The following is a 17071-nucleotide window of genomic DNA, read 5'->3' as shown; positions in this document are numbered from 1 at the left end:
ATGTCAAGCATACACTCATACACCCATTTCTAAAGAATTTATTTAACTGTACACAAATCCTATATTTGTCTATTTTAATTATTTTCTCAGAAATTCAATAAAAGTAGTGTATGAGTGTATGAGATGCAAAAAAGCCATATGTATCAAGGGTTTTTCCATACACAACTTTTTAAAAAGGGTGTATGAGTAGTGTATGAGATGAAAAGCAGTGTATGAGTCTCAGAATGGCGAACGTGGAAATTCACTATTCTCTGACCAACGGATTCCTTCCCAATGTTCAGGCTGCTTGTATTTCCGTCCCTTTTGTAGAGCTAGCCTCTGACTAAATTTAATTGTGCTAACAGGTCTTAGGCCGCTATCCTCACACCATTGCCGATATGCTATGTAAACATCTTTTGTATAAAGTGTGTGTCCATCTTCTAATACACAATTGGCTTCCAAAAAGCCAGCTACAGAATCAGCGTTGATTCGATATTGATTGATGGCCTTAGTGAGACTTTCACCAATAGTGAATTTCTTGTTTTGATGAAGCCTATGTATTCCTTGGATTGCCAAGTTTAGCAAAGTAGAAAGAGCGCTAACTGTTGTCAATTTGCTAAGTAGGTTAATATCTCTATTATCATCTGTGAATTTATTACAGAAATCAAAAATTATCCATCGTCGAAAATAGCCATCAGACATATCAGGAGTTACAACCATGTGATTCGCGGAAAAGAGTAGTTTGGTCGAAGCTTTAAATGATTTGGGGTCTTTGTTTTTGCGTTCTATAGTGATCGACTCATTGGAAACAATTGCTTTAAATGCTCCAGTATCGTCAATTGGTTTTTGTGGTAAGTCAGAGAATGCATTTAGGAGTTTACCTTCCAGCCCTGCGACCCTGAATCTGTGGTCAAGGTCTTGAAGAGAGATATTTGATACATTTTCTCTACTTAATAGTGCTGTGATCATATCTATCGCAACCGACTTGCCGTTAGAGCCTACTCCTGTGAACATAAATGCTTTTTCCATATGTAAATCGTTTGTCAATATGTAGCCTATCATTTCATAAAAAGCGTTATGTGAATCCTCAGGTAGAACACTAGTAACAAAATTATGTATAACGGGATCATTAGCATTGAGGTCATATGTAACGGGTAACTGATATGTACTCAGGTATTTCGGTGAATGGGGATATATCTGTCCAGTCAGAACGTCAAGCATTCCATTACTAACATTGATCAAATTGGAAGGAGGGTTCATCATCTGACCCTCTAACAATTGTCGATCATTTTGCGTGTAATATAGTGACTCGTTTATGTATATCCGCTTGCTGCTATCACTCAAAAGTTCTTGTCCTATGGCTCGGTAGTACGCCTCCCCATCAGGCTTATAGTACCCGTCAGGATGATAACGCCATAGCAATTGTCCGTCATAGACAAAATTATACCTAGCAATCATGTCCTCGCTATGCTTTGCATGTTGAAATTTTTTGTTTATGAAATAAAGAGGCATTAACTGTGTTTCAACATGGGCTTTATTGTTTTTGTCGGAGACAATTTCAGTATTAGCACTGCCTTTTAGCTTGTTGAGTTTCTTCTGTAATTCAGATGCGGTTTTACTCAAACTTGGCACCGCCAATCAAGCGGAATAGTTCGCTCTGTCGTTTTATAATTTCCGTCATTGTGTCCTGCTGTAGTGTTGTAAGCTCTTCAAGCTCAGCAACAAGCTGCTGCTCTCTAGGAAGTGCTTGGTAGAAAGGATTATCAGGTTCAACTATGGTATGATTTTTAGCCCAGTTCTCGAATGAGTCATCGAAGTCAGGTTCTTTATAATTATCTTCATCCCATAGATAATCTTCAAGCCAGCATTCGCCGTTCCAATATTCTTTTTTGCCATAGCTAATTTTACGGAAATCGCCAACTTTATGTTCGTGTCCATATCCATCATATGTTACCTGCCCAAGTTCATATTTCATTCTTTATTCATTTCCCCTTAGTCTAATTTTAGAAACTTACGAAGCTTTTCACATATAAACTTGAATTAACCCTCCCTAACTGAGTGGATGTTAATTCAACAGTGTGCCATCCGGTGGTTTGAATCCACTCAGTTATATCCACATTGTTTTCTGAAGCATTGTAGATACTTCCTCGAATTACTCCGTCAACAACCACTCGAACACCTGAAGCAAATGTACTTTCGTAGATCCCATAATCAATCCCATGAGCATGCGGCGGCATAGAAATACTGTGCGTATGCGGAGGAATTGTAAAATCATGTGCGTGAGAAGGAACGGTTATACCATGCGAGTGAGCATCTAGGATAACCTGATGCTGATGTCCGCCAGAAGGAACCCACGTCCTCGGTACACCATTAATGTCTTTAAATACTGTCCCTGCTGGAATGCCGTGATTATGGCCTCCGGTTGAAGTGTAGAAGCCATCGGTTTGCGACAATCCAGTTACATTTTCAGGCAGGGTAGAGTGTAAATCTATTGCGGCGGATTCAGTCGTTCTGCCAATCGTCTCTGAATTATTCGTAGAATCCAAGGCAATGGTTTCGCTCAAAGCGCCTTTGCTGTATGCTCTGAATTTCTCCAAAGTGAAATTCAACTTAACAGCTTTAACACTGATTAATCCGTCATCTAAATAGAATTTCAATTTCAGCCCATGTGTGGAATCTACATTATCAGCCAATTGGATAGTATCTGTTTGAACAATACCGTCTTCGTTAAGAACGATATCTCCGGTCTTACTGATCAATCTCAAATCTGAACTTCGAGAATGTATTTTATTGGTATGATTGAATCGAAAATTTCTGATACCTTTATTATCAATAACGACAAAGCTTATTTCTCCACCAATGGCGGTATATCTGGATTCCATATCGCTATAAGTGTCCAATATTTTTTGATAAAGTGCTTCAAGGCTGCTCACTGAACCTTTCTTCTTAAAAACTTCCATAGCTTCTTCTTTTTCGATCCCTTGGCAGAGTGTGGACCCAGGTTTTAAAGGTTGTGAGTTAGCACTAAAATCGTTTTCCGGGGTGAATACGGTAAAATAGAAGCCATGATTGGGTATGTACTCAAATACAGTTAAACAAATAGGCAAAGTATCCTTCAGCCACGCTTTTGCATGTGTATCGTTCAAAAAACTATTCATTGTTGTTTTACAAATTTCTTGGATAAGGCTCAGATTTGAAGTGTTTTCTCGCTTAAGTTTATTGATTATTTGCATATTGTAATATTGACTTCCGCTTATAAATATCACTCTGCCATCAATCACAAATAATTTATCCACATTGTTGCTCATCGCTACACCATTTCCATTTACTCCACGTCCATCTGCCGCTACTATTAAAGTACCAGGGATGCACTTGGCGATACTCAAACTCATTGATTTATCTCCCTTTTTAATTGCTATTGATAAAGTTCTGGTATTTCCTGATCAAAACATGATCCCAACTATAGCTCCCAGTTTCAAATCTTGACAGATAACTTGGGCTCACTCCAATTCCCGAAGCTACTTCTCGTGACTTTAAATTTTTGGATATTCTTAGTAGCTTCCATTTCATAATCTCGTCTGGATTCATTGTATGCTCCTTTCCAGAAAGTAGGAGAAGTAACTCTCCCCCTCTGGTTATGTATATATATTTAGGCAATTGTCAAACTTGCAGCGGCTTTTCGATTAAGAAGCTTCAAGCCATATTGACCTTCTAGAAATACCGATTGTTTAGAACCACTTAATGGTTGTGGAGTGCCATGGAATGGAATCAGTGTTGCTAGTTCGAGGTAATTGGGGTTTACTACAAACATCTTATTTTGCAATTTCTCAGACAGGATAAATTTAACTTGACCAAACACACTGGAATACAATTCAATATCAAACCCGAGGAACTTATCTCTTGCCAAGTATGTAACTGAATCGAACGTATTCACGATTGTTTTGAGATTGGCTGGTAAGAAGACGGTCATATCGTAATTCGTGCCAGCATGATACATTTTGGAAAGCAGGTTCTCAAATTCAGCTTGTGTAGGAGTAGCCGCAGTAAGCCGATTGTTTGTATGAATCTGCTCAAGAATACCTCCAGTAGTGTACATTTTTGTTGTTGCATTGTACCCCTTGGTTCCGTTGATTAGAACATTTTCTAAGCGAAGCTTCAGGGATTGGGTTTTTTTAGATACTTCCTTCGCAAGTAAATCTCCAATTCCAACGGCTGTAGAAGCTTGAGCAGTGTTGCTCACGGTAGCAGTTGCAGCCAGAAGCTCGCAGTAATTGTCAAGCAACTCCATATTGTCTTCAACAAACTCTGGCGCATCGCCGCCTTCTGCGAGCGTTACGGCTGAAGACTCATCTAAGGCTTCTTCCAGCCAACTAATTTTGGGAGCTTCGGCTCTTACTGTTTTGCTAAGCATCATAGTGCTGAAGGGGCTGATAATTGGGGTCGTTTGAGTAATAATGTCTTTCATATCTACTGATTGTCCAGGTAGAAACTTATCACTTGTAAAAATAGTCATTAATATAAAACTCCTTTATAATGTTTAAATTTAATTAATGCCGAACAAAGATTTAATCATTCCTGTGGTATCGCCTTGCGCTTTAGCCTGACTATATGTATCTGTTTGGCGATGTGAGTTGGGCTGAAAGCTGTTACTTAGTTTTCGCTTATCCAATACGGACTGAAGCGTCTCAAGTTTAACGGTAATATCTTCTTCGTTGTCTGCATGTACCAATTCGATAAAATCATCAAATCCCATTTCTTTGAATCTCGAAACAACCTTTTGACGACTAAGTTCAGCCTTTAGACGTTCAATTTCCTGCTCGTGCTCTGTTGCTTCTTTAGGCTTGTGCTTGTTAATCTCTGTTTGAAGTGGTAGAAGATACTCAGTATTCCATTGCGCTTTGGCTTCATCAATTTTTGCTTGAATCTGCTCATCTGTGTATTCCATTCTGATTTCTCCTTTCTATTAAATTTCTTTAAATCACCCTAAAAAAGTGTCGGCGCTGTTAAACACCGACGAGGTAGGGGATATAAAATGAAAAAGATGAACTTGGAAGAAGAATTCTTCTTCCTATATATTATTAATGTCAATTGAGAAAAACCCGACGAGGTTAATAACTATTCTTTTGAAAATGTTTCGCTATAGTTTTAGATATAGACTGTTTGAGGCTTCGATTCATGGGTTCGGTACTCATTCCTATGTATTCTGCGTTTTTTTTGTCATTTGAAGAATTATGTAAAAAAGTATCTAAAATCTCTTTATGTAACGGACTTTGAAAATTCACGTTTCCAACCTGATGCTTAAACTCAGTCAAAATGGAATATAACGGGCTATCAGTTTGATAATGATAAGTGTTCCACAAGTCAAAGTAGTTGCGAATTAAACCATGAATGTGCGTCTGATTCGTATAATCAAATTCATCCAAAATTTGATTATTGATTAATTCTAAATAGTCAGTATCAACTCGCTTTTTTTGAATGCTGCGCTCAATTTGCATACTCTCAAGTATTTTCAGCTTATGTTCAAGCTCTTTAGCTATGGTATAAAGGAGTTTTTGCTGACTGGAGCTATTGACTAACTTTTTAGCTATATTCCTGATTCGATTCATTTCGTCAAATGTTTGGCGCTGCTCATCGTCCATTTCGGTATATGGTGTAACAGTTGTATTTATGGTTTGCCATGAGGCTTGTAGTGGATATCTCTTACTGGGTTTCTGTCTGATCTGACAGGCATTTGCATAGGCAATATCAAGTTCACTCTTTGGTTTTATGAAGTCGTCCCACGACCATTCAGGATCGTAGGGGTTCGAAGCGCTAATTTGTTTGTCATAACTGGTTACATTCGCCTCGAAATCCTGCTGTTTTTGTTTCATGTTTTCAGACTTAACCAAAAGATAATTAGCGATCATTGTGAGCAAAGCTTTAAATGAAGAAGAATATTGCTTGGAAGTAAATCTACTCTTGTAGTCAACCAAGTAATCCTCTATTTTATAATCATCATATTCGCTCATGGCGGTGTCGCCAGTAATTCGCTTTAAATCGGCAAATGAAACATTGAATATGTAATTCAGGGCTGTGCTTCTCTGAGAGGGAGTAGAAAGACTCTGATTTTGATCAGTATACAAATAATTTCGAATAACAGAGTTTGCGTAATCAAGGGGAATATCAATATGTACTTCGGGCTTAATCTGGGATTTTGGCCGACCTGTCTGCAATTCTAATTTTGTTCTATGTGTTGTATATCTCTCGATCAACAGCGCTGATTTGTCTCTGATTTCTTTTGGTACATTTTCCTCAGAAACATATATCCATTGCTCTGATTCAATTTGTTTGAGGTCGCGAGTGGGCTTAAAATTAGGATTCAGCTTTTGAAAATGCTTTTTATTAACATTCCAGCGGTACTTGTTTGATTCGTTTGTGATAATTATCGTCTCCTTGTAGTTGGTTAAAGTTGATCATTTTAATGGTTGTCATTATGATTACCTTCCATTTTCTGCGCCTTAAGCGCTGGATTAGTGGTGAAGGGAGGGAGTAGACGATTTGCTACGAATACTCCCAATTGTTTTTACAGATTGCTTAGAATAAAATAGTTATCACATTTTCCACAATCAATGCGTAACTCGGTTAATTTACTATCAATGCTCAAATTCTCTTCAATTCTGTCTTCTAGAATTTGTGTAACTTTATCTGTGTTACGAGCTTTTGCCAAATCCTCTACAAAGTTAATATCGAGAGAAGCTGATACATCATTCTTAATTTCTACACCGTAGTGATCCAATTTGAATTTTCCATCTACGGCACTACTAAAATTAATTTGATGATTATAACCGTCTGCTGGTAACTCAATCGAATTATTGCAATACTCACAAATAATTAGTAATTTCAAATTTCATTTCTCCTTTAAATTTTTTTGATGAAATACTTGTTTTACGGTATGAATCGTGATATTATGTGAAAGTAATGTAGCTAGATGGTACATAAGTACGCCATAGATGGTATACAAGTTTGTTCATAATTTGTTTAGCGAGTATTCGACAAGCAAAGGCATCACATCCTTTCAAATTTAATATATTATAGTGATATAAATCTATTTCAGATTTGAGGTATCACTTTTAAATTTACAACTTGCCAGTATTTTTGTCAAGTTATTTGTGTTTTTATTTTTTGTGTTCACTTTGTACATTCTAATTCAAACCGTCTGATATTGTAAAGGTAGTAACTTAAAAAAATGTCTGATCTTTCGTATCACCCCTCAAGATGTGATAGTTATTCACTACATGGCATATGCAGTCCATACCCCATCTTCATTCGCTATTCGCCATTTTACGATTTACGGAAAAAACGTGATCCAAACTTTTATACTGCTCCACGTCATAATAAGCATCATTGTAGTGATTAATAATATGATTGCTTATCAATTCGTTTTTTACTACTCTGGTAGGGATAACTTTTGCTTCTTCTTTTTTGATTCTACTCTTGGTTTGCTGTATGGACTTCATTTGTCTATGAGACTCTCTAGGCGGCCTCATCGCCCGTCTAAGCTGCTTTAGTTCTTCTCTAATGGCAATAACTCTCTCTGTAGTTGTCGTCCTTTTCGTTGCCTCTGCGACTAGCTGACGGTATTTATCTTGCATTCCTCTTTCCCCCTTTACTTTTATTGTAATTCATAGTTAACGGATATCCGCGACTCAGCCACCAGAGTTGGCGGTGAGTTTCGTCCAGTATCCTTCAGGACTCGTCAGGCGGATTGGGTGACAATAAAAGTTAGTACATCTTCTCCCATTTCTACATTTCCAAGCGCTTCTTCTTCGTCACGAGCTACTGTTTGCCAGAGATTACCCTTATAATCCCTCATATGATAGATATTCGTTTCACAATCATCGTTAAAATCTGTTTCGACCACAGAAGGCCAGTGCATTTCACTGTAAATTTCGTCTTTGATGCGGTTGTAGTCAAGTCTGAGATAGTTTGTTTCTTTAATTTCTTTACCCGATGTCCAGCCCGTAATATGGGTGCTAGAATGGACGCCTTCTGTTTCACAACGCTCATTGATTCTGGCAATCATCTGAGGTGACTCAGCTTCTTCAATCCAAAATTCAGAAGCCTCTACGATTCCACTAACCCTAATATCCTCTGTGATGATTTGGGTATTAGGTGTATCAAATGCTTTGATAATGATTAGGCTATCTTTTCCTAATCCCTCCAAAGTAATTGCAAATTTGATGGCAGGATAACTGTTTCCAAGGAAAGAAATAAGCTGCGCCTGGATTCCTGTAAAGGTTGATTTGTTCATTTGTTATCGTCTCCTTTGGTTTGATATGGCAAGCATAGTATGAAGGAAGAGCAATGAATAGTCTTATGTTAATATCTGAAATATGCATCAATGTCACATTATGTCGAATATCACTATTCTTCTGCAGAATAATACCACTCGAAACCTAACTCCTCTGCTTCTGCTTCATTTTTTAAATCAAATTGCCAATACATCTGACCATACAGTTTTTGAGTGGTGGCTTTATCAAGTCCTGCTTGCTTACAAGCCAGCAACATGTATCCTAACGCTTGTCTATTATCCATGAGTGTTCACCTCACAAGTCCAGAGAGTTTAGAGGGTTGTACTTTTCATTCTGTTCAGCAAGTGCAGTTCCCCACAGTGCGAAATATTTCAAACTCATGGAAACGTTGGAATGGCGTAGTAATTTCTGTACAGTTCCGATATCACAACCAGCCATGATCATTCGGTGGGCTGTTGTATGCCTGAATGTGTGAGCGGATAATCTTACATTTTTAAAGTTCATAATCACTTTCAGATGTTTAAAAACCATTTTAAGAGCATTATCCGTTAATTGTTTTCCATTTCTATCTGTAAAGACTGTCTCAGGCATGGTAGGGAAGTACTGCTCAATAAACATCCGGTATTCAATGAACTCACGTTTCAATTTATCTGTCATAGGTATACTGCTGGCAACTCTTTTCTTGCCTGTAACAGTGATCACTTGATTTACAAGGTCAACATCTGACCATTTGAGATTAACTGTCTCGCCAAGCCTACAGGCGGAGCCGAGAAGGAAGATTATTAGAAAATAATCACGGTAGGCATAAAGGGATTTGTCGCGGTATTTGATTGCTTGATAATAACGTAACATTTGCTTAATTTGTTCATCTGTAAATACTTCGATCTTAATGTTCTCTTTTGCGAAAATGATACGCTTAGTGGGGTTAGTTTTGGGAGTGAAAATCTCCAATTCAGTTTCAAAATAGTTGAAGAAGATTTTGAGGATGTGCAACTTAGAATTGACTGTTGTGGGATTATTTCCTTTTTCTTTACATTGCAACAAATATTGTTTTACGAGGGATGAAGAACAGTCTTCAATATTGATGATTTGATTGGTGACACAGAATTGATGAAACTCGTTCATGAGAGACATGTAAGCATTTAGAGTACGTTCACTGACATTGCGATATAACCTATCAGCCCTAAACTCAGTCAATGCAAATTTTAATAACAAAAAAGCCACCACCTTAAGGAATAGTGTCCTTAAAAGTGATGGCTTCTTTGGTTATAAACGTGTCACAGTGTGACCACTCATTATAGAGGAGGGAAGAATAGGCTTCAAACCCTTGCTATAATTGAATTTATAGGACGGATGGGGTTCGAACCCATGACCCCTACCCTGTCAAGATAGTGCTCTCCCGCTGAGCTACCGTCCTGCAACGTTTTTTATAATAACACAGGACGCAATGGAATGGCAAGATATTTTTATAATATGACGGGAAATGCTTTGTCCTTGTTGAAAATACAGATCGCTCTACACCCAGAGCAAGCAACTTTTGAGCCATTTCTTTTTGAGCATCTGCTTGCGTTCAGATCGCCCCTCTTCGAGCATTGTTAATTCATCACATCAATTTCAAGATCGTTGTTCAACTGAATCCCAGTGTGGTCTTCCCGAAGGTGAAACACATTATGATAATGGTCATTCGGCAGACAGGATTAGTTCAGTATATTGATCGTCACCTTTTTTGATTTTGGTGGTAATACATCTACCTCCAGTAGAAAAGTGTCCGCTTCTCCATATTGTATGAATTGAACAGCTGCATTTCGATGTTAATCCGTTTGCTCTCAGCCTTGATATCCAGAATAGACTGTTTCTCCGCGATTTTATCATGGTAGAACTACTCATTGTCAGCCCTCTCTTTTACCTTAAAGTAATAGCCATTCGCTTATCCAGCAGCACAATACCATCCGCATCCCCCTTTCCGTTGAACATGGCTGATATCACATATATTTTCGTGTCATCTTCCGCTTTCGCCACCCACTCTTTCTCCTGCAAATATCGCTTGTTGGTGGCATCGTAAGCATAATCCAGGTTGCGCTCCATCTCCTTCAGATATTGATCGCCATAGATTTGTTTGAAGTTATCTTTGGACATGCCAATTTTAAAACCGCCAATGGTTTCATACGTATCTTTCGATTCCTCTGCCAGAGTAATCCCTGCCACTTTATCCTCCCGGTACATAATCCTTACCCCAGAACTGTACATGACTGAATTCGCAATATCCTTATCTTCTCCTTTGCCCAATACCTCTTCTGCTTCCGCACGGCTCATACCATACTTAACAATGGCTTTATGATCGTTCACCTTTTGAATGGCTAAGTCTTTAGTGGTTACCCCGTCTTTGGAATCCGCACAAGCCGTCAATACGAACAAGAACAACATTACCAGTACCGTTTTTCTCATCATGCCCTCCCGAATGCTTTTACCTAAACCTTACCATGCTAGGAGGAGTAAGAAACATAAAAAAAAGACTGCATGAGCACAGGCCCACACAGACTCTATTATTGACGGTTATGAATCTACAGCAATCAAATGGTTGCTGACAGAGTCTTTTGAACACCACTATCAGGGTCGCAGACCAGATATTTAACTTCCTCCCCTGTATTCTATATAATAGAGGCAGCTTACACACGGAAAGGACTGAACTATGCGCAGATATCAATAGTTGTACCTCACCAATACCATATATATTTAATGGAGGTAACTTATTGATGATTACAGAATTACAAACCGAGAGATTAGTATTAAGACAAATGCGCCCCGCCGATTCAACCAGTCTCTTCTCGATCTGGTCCGATCCTGAAGTCACCCGGTTTATGAATATCAGCAGCTTCACGGATGAGTGTCAGGCCGTAGAGATGATTGAGCTGCTTGATAATCTAGCCACCGAGAATCAGGCGATCCGCTATTCCATCATGGAAGCAGAATCCGGCCGGATTATCGGCTCCTGTGGTTTCAATACACTGGACTATGACAATGCCAAGGCAGAGATCGGTTATGACCTTAGCCGCGAGTGCTGGGGAAAAGGATATGTACCTGAAGCCCTTCGCGCGCTAATAGATTATGCGTTTGATACACTGGGCTTCAATAGAATAGAAGCAAAGGCCCAGCCTGCTAATATCAATTCTATTAAAGTACTGCAGAAATTAAACTTCTCGCTGGAAGGAACACTGAGACAGTGCGAGCGGTCCAAAGGAGCCTTCATTGATCTGTGTATGTATTCCAAGTTAGCTACTGATTAGGATAATCTGAATAAAGGCTGGCCCCAGGCGCTTCAGAATGAACAGCGCAGGTCAGCCTTATTTGATGTACCGTTAAAGAATCTACTCCTCGCTTCTCAGCCTGGAAAAGACCGCAAACCCCCATAAAAAATAAAGCTACCACTGGGGCAGCTCCACTAATATAATATCTGATTCGAATGTCTTTACGTATTTGAGAATTTCTTTATAGCCCTTCTCTGACAGAAAACACTTTTGTTCGACTCCTCTGTGGTCTTCCCCAAAATAAGCAATATGAAACGTCTTATCCAACTGGATAATGTTAGAAACCTGAATTAACGTGTTTCTATCTGCTAGAACGAAATTATATCCTGAACTGGCCAGGGTATTAAGCCAATATTTCAGCGTACCTACTGTATAAAAGGTCTGATCGTACGTATGGACAATGATCCGATAGATAGTCCGTTCAAATTCCATAAAAGTTATTTTTTCAATATCTAGCGAGAATACACCAGTGTTTCCCTCTGTGTCTCTAGTAACAGATATAGTGCTCAAAGGGATCAACTCCAATGTTATTTAAGTAGCTCTTCAGGAACCTCTGGTTGGTTAATGTACAGGACACTGGCTGTAACCAACACAAGAATTGCCGCCATAGCAGATAAACCAGAAGCAAGTTTGTACACTGCTTTACGTTGCAAGGATTTCATCATTAAGTATTCACCTCCCTTCTAGCGATAATCAGACTGAGGGATTGTGCCAAAAAGCTGGCCGCGATAACAGATGATCCTGCAACGATATTGGCAGCGACAAGCAGTAACGCCACAATTCTCAGCTTAGGCCAATGCCGCCTGGGAATCCGGGTTTGTCGTTCAATCCCAATGGGCGCCAGCCATAGAACCACTAACAGACTAGCTGCATTCATTAGCATAACGTAAAAGGAGCTAACCTCCACAAAGGACAGGACTGTGAACAAGCTTACCGTAAACAAGACACAGGCTATACCGGATCTGAGATGGGCCCCGCCGGACACTTGACGCAATAAGGCAAAGGAGATCAAAATCTGCAAAGCTTCACTTGTCCTCCCCGTCCAAATAGAAACTAACAGTGTCAACGCAATTATAAACACCACATTAAGCACCACACTGATAGCAAACTTCAGGACAGCATAGGATGCCGGGTGCTCTGGAACGATATTTTTAATCGTAAGTGCCAGCTTGGCGGACATGGATTCAAGCATCTTCCCGCTCCTTCCGGGTAGAGTAGTAAAGAAGGAATGCAGACATCACTAGAAAAATCAAAACATTTAGCAGAATGTCATTATAGTAGAGCAGGACGGAAACACCTATCACGAAACCGAAAATCAGCACTGACAGCAGAATATCTTCTAATTTAAACCGAAGCTTATCGAGATCGAACGTGAAGCCCTTGCCTTTACGGTAAATATAGCTAAAAGCCGCGAACACCACTACCGCTGTCATCAGCTGAAGGAAATATCCTTCCGCCACACCGGTAATATTTGAAATGGAGCCAAAGACAAGAAGTACAATAATCGTCTGGATTACGGCAAACATAGCATAACCTGATATCGTTGCGATGATTGACAGGACGAGGGGCATCCTGACTACAGCTGTGAAAAACATGATAAAAATCAAGATTAAAACAAGTGGTGCCACATTCGACATTCCCAGCTCATTTCGCAATAGATAGCTCTGAAGGTTGTTCAGCAAGATGACGAATAGGACCTGCCATATGTACCATCTCCATTTGAATCTATAGAGAGACATAATCAAATAATAGAGCGCAAGCGTCTCTATGGTTGAAAAAAACATAAAACCTACAGGTTCCCATGACAAACCATTTACACCGCCTTACTAATTTCGTTCACAAGATTAATTATATAACTCCACCGTGCTTGACGTATACTACTTAATTACAAAATTCGACACTTTTTGCTCAATGACAAAAAAACATCCGTTGGCCGCTCTGAATCGAGCCTCAACGAATGTTCCTCTGTTTACAACAGCTTGGCTGTCTGTATTATAATTCAGACCAAATCACGTTAACCTCAACGGTTCCCTCCTGAGATGCAAGCGGACCGCCAATGATTGACCAGCTCTGCTTATCGTCCTTCGTCGTGCCTTGAATGATCAGATTCTTGGGATCAATAGTCTTCACAGACTGATCGCCCAGCTTAGAGACCAGATAATCATCATAGAGCTTCGTTACCGATTCCATACTATCCGTTGTTCTAAAAATCAGCAATGCTGTCTTCTTGCCCTCATTCTCCTCCGCATTCGAAAGAATGGTCTCCGTTACATTCTCCGGCATCGGGAAATCCTCCGGCAGGTATTTCGGCAGGTCCGCAGATCCGGCAGCCGTCTCGTTGCTTCCAGCTGTCGCCTCAGGAGTCTGCTCCGGCTCTGCCGTTGGTGCTGGGGTCTGCTCAGCCTCTGTTGTCGGCGCAGGAGTCTGGACACTCTCTGTTGCCGGTGCAGTGGTCTGCATCGATTCGGTTGACGGCTTATCCTCGGCATTACCGCAGGCACTGAGGGCCAATAGAGACAACGTCAAGGATAAGGACATTATTAGTTTTTTGGTATACATCTTCTCACTCCTCATCAATTCTTGAACAGTTACATGGCCAGTTAGATTCACCGGCTTACCGGATAATACCCATTTTCTTCTTCTCCCAAACAACGAATGTAGACAAAAAGATGCCCGGAAACCAAGGCTCCCGGGTCATTCTTGAATGATTTATAAGTTCAGAAATTATTTATAATACGATGTCGTAAGCGGAACGAAGACCGTTGTTCCGTCCTTCACATCCCCGTTGATATACAGGCTGCGGACTCCGGCAATATCCACTTCTATGGTAGTCAGCCCGTTAGCCGGGTCAATGGTCTGCGTCTTCAGTACAGTGTTGGTGTCGCTGTCTTGTACCTCGAAGTCTTTGATCTCTCCGCCGATCGCGGCTACCTGGAGATAAAGCTTCTGATATTTTTTGTTCGGCTCCAGCATGAAGGAACTGCCGCGGTCGCCGCTGCCGTTATCGAAGAAGACGTCCTTGTAGTCCTTGTCTTTATAGACGGTCTTGCCCGGGTCTTTGGTATGATACATATTGTCAAAGCCTGTAGCGATCGGCACACCGGCAGTCTGCTCTCCCAGGGAAATGGTGTTAGTTGCAGCATCAAACTTAACGGTAACTCCCAACAAATCGGATACGGAACGGACTGGCAGATATGTTGTATCTTTATAGGAAATTGGGGCAATCACTGCACCGCTGCCATTCTTAAGCTGCACCGGCTGGCCGTTCATCTTGAATTTGATGCTTGGATTCAGAAAAGCCTTGATCTCCTGCAGGTTGGCTCCGGCATACACGCCCGTGCCCATTCCCCCAAGTACGGCAAATGCCGTCAGTGCAGCAGTCATCTTCTTCTTCATTCGCTCAAACTCCTCTCCAGATATGACAAATTTGAATATTCCATATTCGGAGTATAATAAATCCTGCCAGCAGATGCAATCATTCAGAAATCATCTCTCCGGTGAGCCGATTCATAACGTTCGCGGATCTCCATATTTTTGGAGTGGTTGTACAAGTCCAGTGCAATAATCCCCCTGCGTGCAAGCTTCACCACCAGAACAAATAAATAAATCCCCATCCCCAGACAAGTGAACCAGAGCAAAAGTGCAAAAATACTGAATCCTCCAGCGAGCAAGGACCCAAAACCTGTCATATACACAGCGTACATCCCCCATTCGAAATGATATAAGATCTCTATCCTGATCATAACAAGTTTGGCACATTTATGTAAGCAATGCAAAGTAAAGAGCCTATTCCGGCTTATAATCACCCGTGATTTCAATCAAGTTACCGTCCGGATCTTCCAGCATGAAGCAGTAATACGGACGCACAACATTAATATAGAAAATCTCTGAGACTGCACCGATATTCAGTGATTTTATTCTCTGGTACTCTGCATTCAAATCGGTAACGTTGAAGTTAAGGATTGCATTATTTCCATACCGCAGCCCGCTTTCCTCCTTGTAATTCAAATAGGCTTCATTGAAATGATCCGACACATCGCTGCTGTTCCTTATCAAATTCGGGATTCCACAAGGCTAGGGTATTCCCGCAGTGGAATTCTACCCAGCGCTCCGGCTTTCTGGATTCCGCTCTCCTATTTAATAATGCTTCGTAAAAGGCAATCGAACCTTTCATATCCCGAACGACTAGATAGGTACAACCCAGTTGCATAGGAATGCATCTCCTCATCTTTAGTAGACTTATTCTTCATAAAAAGACTATAGCAAACACACGTTCCCATTAATGTGAGAATTCGTACATCTCGCGGGCAAAAATTATCAAATTAAAATCTTCCGGCAAATGATTGACCTCCAGGCCGGATTATTTTACAATAAGTTCATAAACGCGCGTTTACATTAGAGGGGGTACATTATGCGAAGCGAAGATATTGCCAAGCTAGCCGGGGTTTCGCGAAGCACCGTATCCCGTGTGATCAACAATTATTCCAATGTCCCTGAAGAGACCCGGGCTAAGGTGCTGAAGGTAATTGAACAGCATCAGTACGAGCCGAACAGCTTTGCCCGGGCTCTGGCCGGCAAGAAGACCGACACGATCGGGCTGTTTGCCATCAGTATGAACGAGAAGGAGAATGCGACGCGAATTTATCAGAATAATTACTTCGCCCCGTTCGTCGATGCTGTGGTAGATACGTCGAATGCCCGCGGCTGTTATGTTCTGATTCACACCGTCTATTCTCCCGACGACTTCCTGAAGGTCAAGCAGGCCTTCCTCCAGAAACGGATTGACGGAGGCATCATTGTCGGCACCCAGAAGGATATCGAGATTGTACGGGAGATGGTAGGTCTCGGCTCCCCGCTTGTGCTGATCGATTATGACATTTCGGAGATTATGTCAGAGCATCTGGACCGCAATCATCTCGCCATTGTGAATTCCAAGGATTATGAAGGTACGGCAGAAGCCATTGAGTACTTAATCGGTCTCGGCCATACGGAGATCGGCATGATCTGCGGACGGATGAATACTTATTCCGGGCGGGAGCGCTACATGGCTTACGAGAATACGCTGAAGCGCCATGGACTTGGCCTGCAGAAGGACTTCGTCCTTCAGGGTGATTTTCTCAAGGAGACCGCCTATCAGGAAGTGAAGAAGCTGCTCAGTTCCGGTAGCCCGCTGCCGACCGCCTTCTTCTCCTCCAACGACGATATGGCTATCTCGGCGATGGAAGCGTTCTCGGAGCATGGCATTTCCGTGCCGGAGGATATCTCCATTGCGGGGTTCGACGATGTGCAGCTTGCTGCGCGGATTCATCCCAAGCTGACCTCCGTCCGTCTGCCGATTTATGAAATGTCCAAAGCCGCTGTCGAGAAGGTCATTGAGCTATGTGATTCACAGCAGCCGACCTTCAGCACCATCAGTTTCCCGGCGCGTCTGATTACCCGAGATTCCTGTCAGCCGCCGAAGAAGTAGAATCTAGCTTGCCAAGTGGAAACGGCTAT

22 protein-coding genes, 1 tRNA gene and 1 pseudogene are annotated in these 17071 nt (G+C 41.1%); 2 read left to right on the top strand and 22 right to left on the bottom strand.

Annotated elements, in window-relative coordinates; translation table 11 throughout:
• Window positions 1-219: 219 nt before the first annotated feature.
• The 14 genes and pseudogenes from NYE24_RS00545 to NYE24_RS00480 all read right to left on the bottom strand — a co-directional run bounded on the left by NYE24_RS00545 (window position 220) and on the right by NYE24_RS00480 (window position 10718).
• Window positions 220-1602, bottom strand: a complete 1383-nt coding sequence (locus NYE24_RS00545; RefSeq protein WP_342477780.1) for a phage/plasmid primase, P4 family — start codon at window positions 1600-1602, stop codon at window positions 220-222.
• Entirely contained in the window at window positions 1595-1954 is a 360-nt protein-coding gene (locus NYE24_RS00540) for a hypothetical protein (RefSeq protein WP_342477779.1), read from the bottom strand. The genes NYE24_RS00545 and NYE24_RS00540 overlap by 8 nt, the downstream gene beginning before the upstream one ends.
• Before the next feature lie 28 nt (window positions 1955-1982).
• The gene (locus NYE24_RS00535) at window positions 1983-3371 is read right to left on the bottom strand and encodes a hypothetical protein (RefSeq protein WP_342477778.1); all 1389 of its coding nucleotides are present in this window, start codon (window positions 3369-3371) and stop codon (window positions 1983-1985) included.
• Window positions 3372-3628: 257 nt separating this feature from the next.
• Window positions 3629-4492: a DUF5309 family protein gene (locus tag NYE24_RS00530; protein ID WP_342477777.1), complete on the bottom strand. Its 864-nt coding sequence runs from the start codon at window positions 4490-4492 to the stop codon at window positions 3629-3631.
• Window positions 4493-4522: 30 nt separating this feature from the next.
• The gene (locus NYE24_RS00525) at window positions 4523-4924 is read right to left on the bottom strand and encodes a hypothetical protein (RefSeq protein WP_342477776.1); all 402 of its coding nucleotides are present in this window, start codon (window positions 4922-4924) and stop codon (window positions 4523-4525) included.
• Window positions 4925-5087: 163 nt separating this feature from the next.
• On the bottom strand, window positions 5088-6230 hold the full coding sequence (locus tag NYE24_RS00520) for a hypothetical protein (RefSeq protein ID WP_342477775.1): 1143 nt from the start codon (window positions 6228-6230) through the stop codon (window positions 5088-5090).
• 311 nt (window positions 6231-6541) lie between these two features.
• Window positions 6542-6862 (bottom strand): hypothetical protein, encoded by a 321-nt coding sequence (locus tag NYE24_RS00515; protein WP_342477774.1) that lies wholly within the window; start codon window positions 6860-6862, stop codon window positions 6542-6544.
• 418 nt (window positions 6863-7280) lie between these two features.
• Window positions 7281-7610 carry a hypothetical protein gene (locus tag NYE24_RS00510; RefSeq protein WP_342477773.1) on the bottom strand — a complete coding sequence of 110 codons (330 nt, stop codon included), beginning with the start codon at window positions 7608-7610 and terminating at the stop codon, window positions 7281-7283.
• A 104-nt stretch (window positions 7611-7714) separates the two neighbouring features.
• Complete coding sequence (locus NYE24_RS00505; RefSeq protein WP_342477772.1) at window positions 7715-8269, bottom strand: hypothetical protein; 555 nt, start codon at window positions 8267-8269, stop codon at window positions 7715-7717.
• A gap of 113 nt (window positions 8270-8382) precedes the next feature.
• Window positions 8383-8553, bottom strand: coding sequence for a hypothetical protein (locus NYE24_RS00500; protein ID WP_342477771.1), 171 nt, complete (start codon window positions 8551-8553; stop codon window positions 8383-8385).
• Window positions 8554-8564: 11 nt separating this feature from the next.
• Window positions 8565-9494, bottom strand: coding sequence for a site-specific integrase (locus NYE24_RS00495; RefSeq protein ID WP_342477770.1), 930 nt, complete (start codon window positions 9492-9494; stop codon window positions 8565-8567).
• A gap of 121 nt (window positions 9495-9615) precedes the next feature.
• Window positions 9616-9687: transfer RNA gene (locus NYE24_RS00490), tRNA-Val, on the bottom strand.
• A 193-nt stretch (window positions 9688-9880) separates the two neighbouring features.
• A pseudogene (locus NYE24_RS00485) lies at window positions 9881-10134 on the bottom strand (PD-(D/E)XK nuclease family transposase); the annotation flags it as partial.
• 38 nt (window positions 10135-10172) lie between these two features.
• Window positions 10173-10718, bottom strand: coding sequence for a hypothetical protein (locus tag NYE24_RS00480; protein ID WP_342477769.1), 546 nt, complete (start codon window positions 10716-10718; stop codon window positions 10173-10175).
• A gap of 305 nt (window positions 10719-11023) precedes the next feature.
• Between NYE24_RS00480 and NYE24_RS00475 the strand changes: the two genes are divergently transcribed.
• On the top strand, window positions 11024-11554 hold the full coding sequence (locus tag NYE24_RS00475) for a GNAT family protein (RefSeq protein WP_342477768.1): 531 nt from the start codon (window positions 11024-11026) through the stop codon (window positions 11552-11554).
• Between the two features lie 135 nt (window positions 11555-11689).
• On the opposite strand, the gene NYE24_RS00470 is transcribed toward NYE24_RS00475, so the two are convergent.
• The 8 genes from NYE24_RS00470 to NYE24_RS00435 form a co-directional block, all read right to left on the bottom strand.
• Window positions 11690-12085 carry a LytTR family transcriptional regulator DNA-binding domain-containing protein gene (locus tag NYE24_RS00470; protein ID WP_036695041.1) on the bottom strand — a complete coding sequence of 132 codons (396 nt, stop codon included), beginning with the start codon at window positions 12083-12085 and terminating at the stop codon, window positions 11690-11692.
• A 17-nt stretch (window positions 12086-12102) separates the two neighbouring features.
• The gene (locus NYE24_RS00465; protein WP_083677765.1) at window positions 12103-12240 is read right to left on the bottom strand and encodes a cyclic lactone autoinducer peptide; all 138 of its coding nucleotides are present in this window, start codon (window positions 12238-12240) and stop codon (window positions 12103-12105) included.
• A complete protein-coding gene (locus NYE24_RS00460) occupies window positions 12240-12767 on the bottom strand; it encodes an accessory gene regulator B family protein (RefSeq protein ID WP_036695042.1) in 528 nt (175 codons plus the stop codon). The genes NYE24_RS00465 and NYE24_RS00460 overlap by 1 nt, the downstream gene beginning before the upstream one ends.
• Window positions 12760-13257, bottom strand: coding sequence for a hypothetical protein (locus tag NYE24_RS00455; RefSeq protein WP_342477767.1), 498 nt, complete (start codon window positions 13255-13257; stop codon window positions 12760-12762). The genes NYE24_RS00460 and NYE24_RS00455 overlap by 8 nt, the downstream gene beginning before the upstream one ends.
• Before the next feature lie 310 nt (window positions 13258-13567).
• Window positions 13568-14134: a hypothetical protein gene (locus tag NYE24_RS00450; protein ID WP_036695043.1), complete on the bottom strand. Its 567-nt coding sequence runs from the start codon at window positions 14132-14134 to the stop codon at window positions 13568-13570.
• Window positions 14135-14299: 165 nt separating this feature from the next.
• Window positions 14300-14971, bottom strand: coding sequence for a stalk domain-containing protein (locus NYE24_RS00445; protein ID WP_036695044.1), 672 nt, complete (start codon window positions 14969-14971; stop codon window positions 14300-14302).
• Window positions 14972-15054: 83 nt separating this feature from the next.
• Window positions 15055-15264, bottom strand: a complete 210-nt coding sequence (locus NYE24_RS00440; protein ID WP_342479344.1) for a hypothetical protein — start codon at window positions 15262-15264, stop codon at window positions 15055-15057.
• Window positions 15265-15361: 97 nt separating this feature from the next.
• Window positions 15362-15631: a hypothetical protein gene (locus NYE24_RS00435; RefSeq protein ID WP_342477766.1), complete on the bottom strand. Its 270-nt coding sequence runs from the start codon at window positions 15629-15631 to the stop codon at window positions 15362-15364.
• Window positions 15632-15986: 355 nt separating this feature from the next.
• On the opposite strand from NYE24_RS00435, the gene NYE24_RS00430 reads away from it, so the two are divergent.
• Entirely contained in the window at window positions 15987-17042 is a 1056-nt protein-coding gene (locus NYE24_RS00430) for a LacI family DNA-binding transcriptional regulator (RefSeq protein ID WP_036695047.1), read from the top strand.
• The last annotated feature ends 29 nt before the right edge of the window (window positions 17043-17071 follow it).

Origin of the sequence: Paenibacillus sp. FSL H7-0350, assembly GCF_038593195.1 — a bacterium.
In the GTDB taxonomy this organism is placed as follows: Bacteria; Bacillota; Bacilli; order Paenibacillales; family Paenibacillaceae; genus Paenibacillus_AQ.
Note: the sequence above shows the minus strand (reverse complement) of the source record. Positions and strands in the feature narration are given on the sequence as shown.

What these genes read in the sequence shown, in the direction of transcription:
- NYE24_RS00430 (WP_036695047.1), top strand. Translation starts at nt 15,987, where the DNA reads ATGCGAAGCGAAGATATTGCCAAGCTAGCCGGGGTTTCGCGAAGCACC.
- NYE24_RS00540 (WP_342477779.1), bottom strand. Translation starts at nt 1,954, where the DNA reads ATGAAATATGAACTTGGGCAGGTAACATATGATGGATATGGACACGAA.
- NYE24_RS00535 (WP_342477778.1), bottom strand. Translation starts at nt 3,371, where the DNA reads ATGAGTTTGAGTATCGCCAAGTGCATCCCTGGTACTTTAATAGTAGCG.
- NYE24_RS00465 (WP_083677765.1), bottom strand. Translation starts at nt 12,240, where the DNA reads ATGATGAAATCCTTGCAACGTAAAGCAGTGTACAAACTTGCTTCTGGT.
- NYE24_RS00505 (WP_342477772.1), bottom strand. Translation starts at nt 8,269, where the DNA reads ATGAACAAATCAACCTTTACAGGAATCCAGGCGCAGCTTATTTCTTTC.
- NYE24_RS00500 (WP_342477771.1), bottom strand. Translation starts at nt 8,553, where the DNA reads ATGGATAATAGACAAGCGTTAGGATACATGTTGCTGGCTTGTAAGCAA.
- NYE24_RS00475 (WP_342477768.1), top strand. Translation starts at nt 11,024, where the DNA reads ATGATTACAGAATTACAAACCGAGAGATTAGTATTAAGACAAATGCGC.
- NYE24_RS00525 (WP_342477776.1), bottom strand. Translation starts at nt 4,924, where the DNA reads ATGGAATACACAGATGAGCAGATTCAAGCAAAAATTGATGAAGCCAAA.
- NYE24_RS00445 (WP_036695044.1), bottom strand. Translation starts at nt 14,971, where the DNA reads ATGAAGAAGAAGATGACTGCTGCACTGACGGCATTTGCCGTACTTGGG.
- NYE24_RS00480 (WP_342477769.1), bottom strand. Translation starts at nt 10,718, where the DNA reads ATGATGAGAAAAACGGTACTGGTAATGTTGTTCTTGTTCGTATTGACG.
- NYE24_RS00460 (WP_036695042.1), bottom strand. Translation starts at nt 12,767, where the DNA reads ATGCTTGAATCCATGTCCGCCAAGCTGGCACTTACGATTAAAAATATC.
- NYE24_RS00510 (WP_342477773.1), bottom strand. Translation starts at nt 7,610, where the DNA reads ATGCAAGATAAATACCGTCAGCTAGTCGCAGAGGCAACGAAAAGGACG.
- NYE24_RS00450 (WP_036695043.1), bottom strand. Translation starts at nt 14,134, where the DNA reads ATGTATACCAAAAAACTAATAATGTCCTTATCCTTGACGTTGTCTCTA.
- NYE24_RS00530 (WP_342477777.1), bottom strand. Translation starts at nt 4,492, where the DNA reads ATGACTATTTTTACAAGTGATAAGTTTCTACCTGGACAATCAGTAGAT.
- NYE24_RS00440 (WP_342479344.1), bottom strand. Translation starts at nt 15,264, where the DNA reads ATGACAGGTTTTGGGTCCTTGCTCGCTGGAGGATTCAGTATTTTTGCA.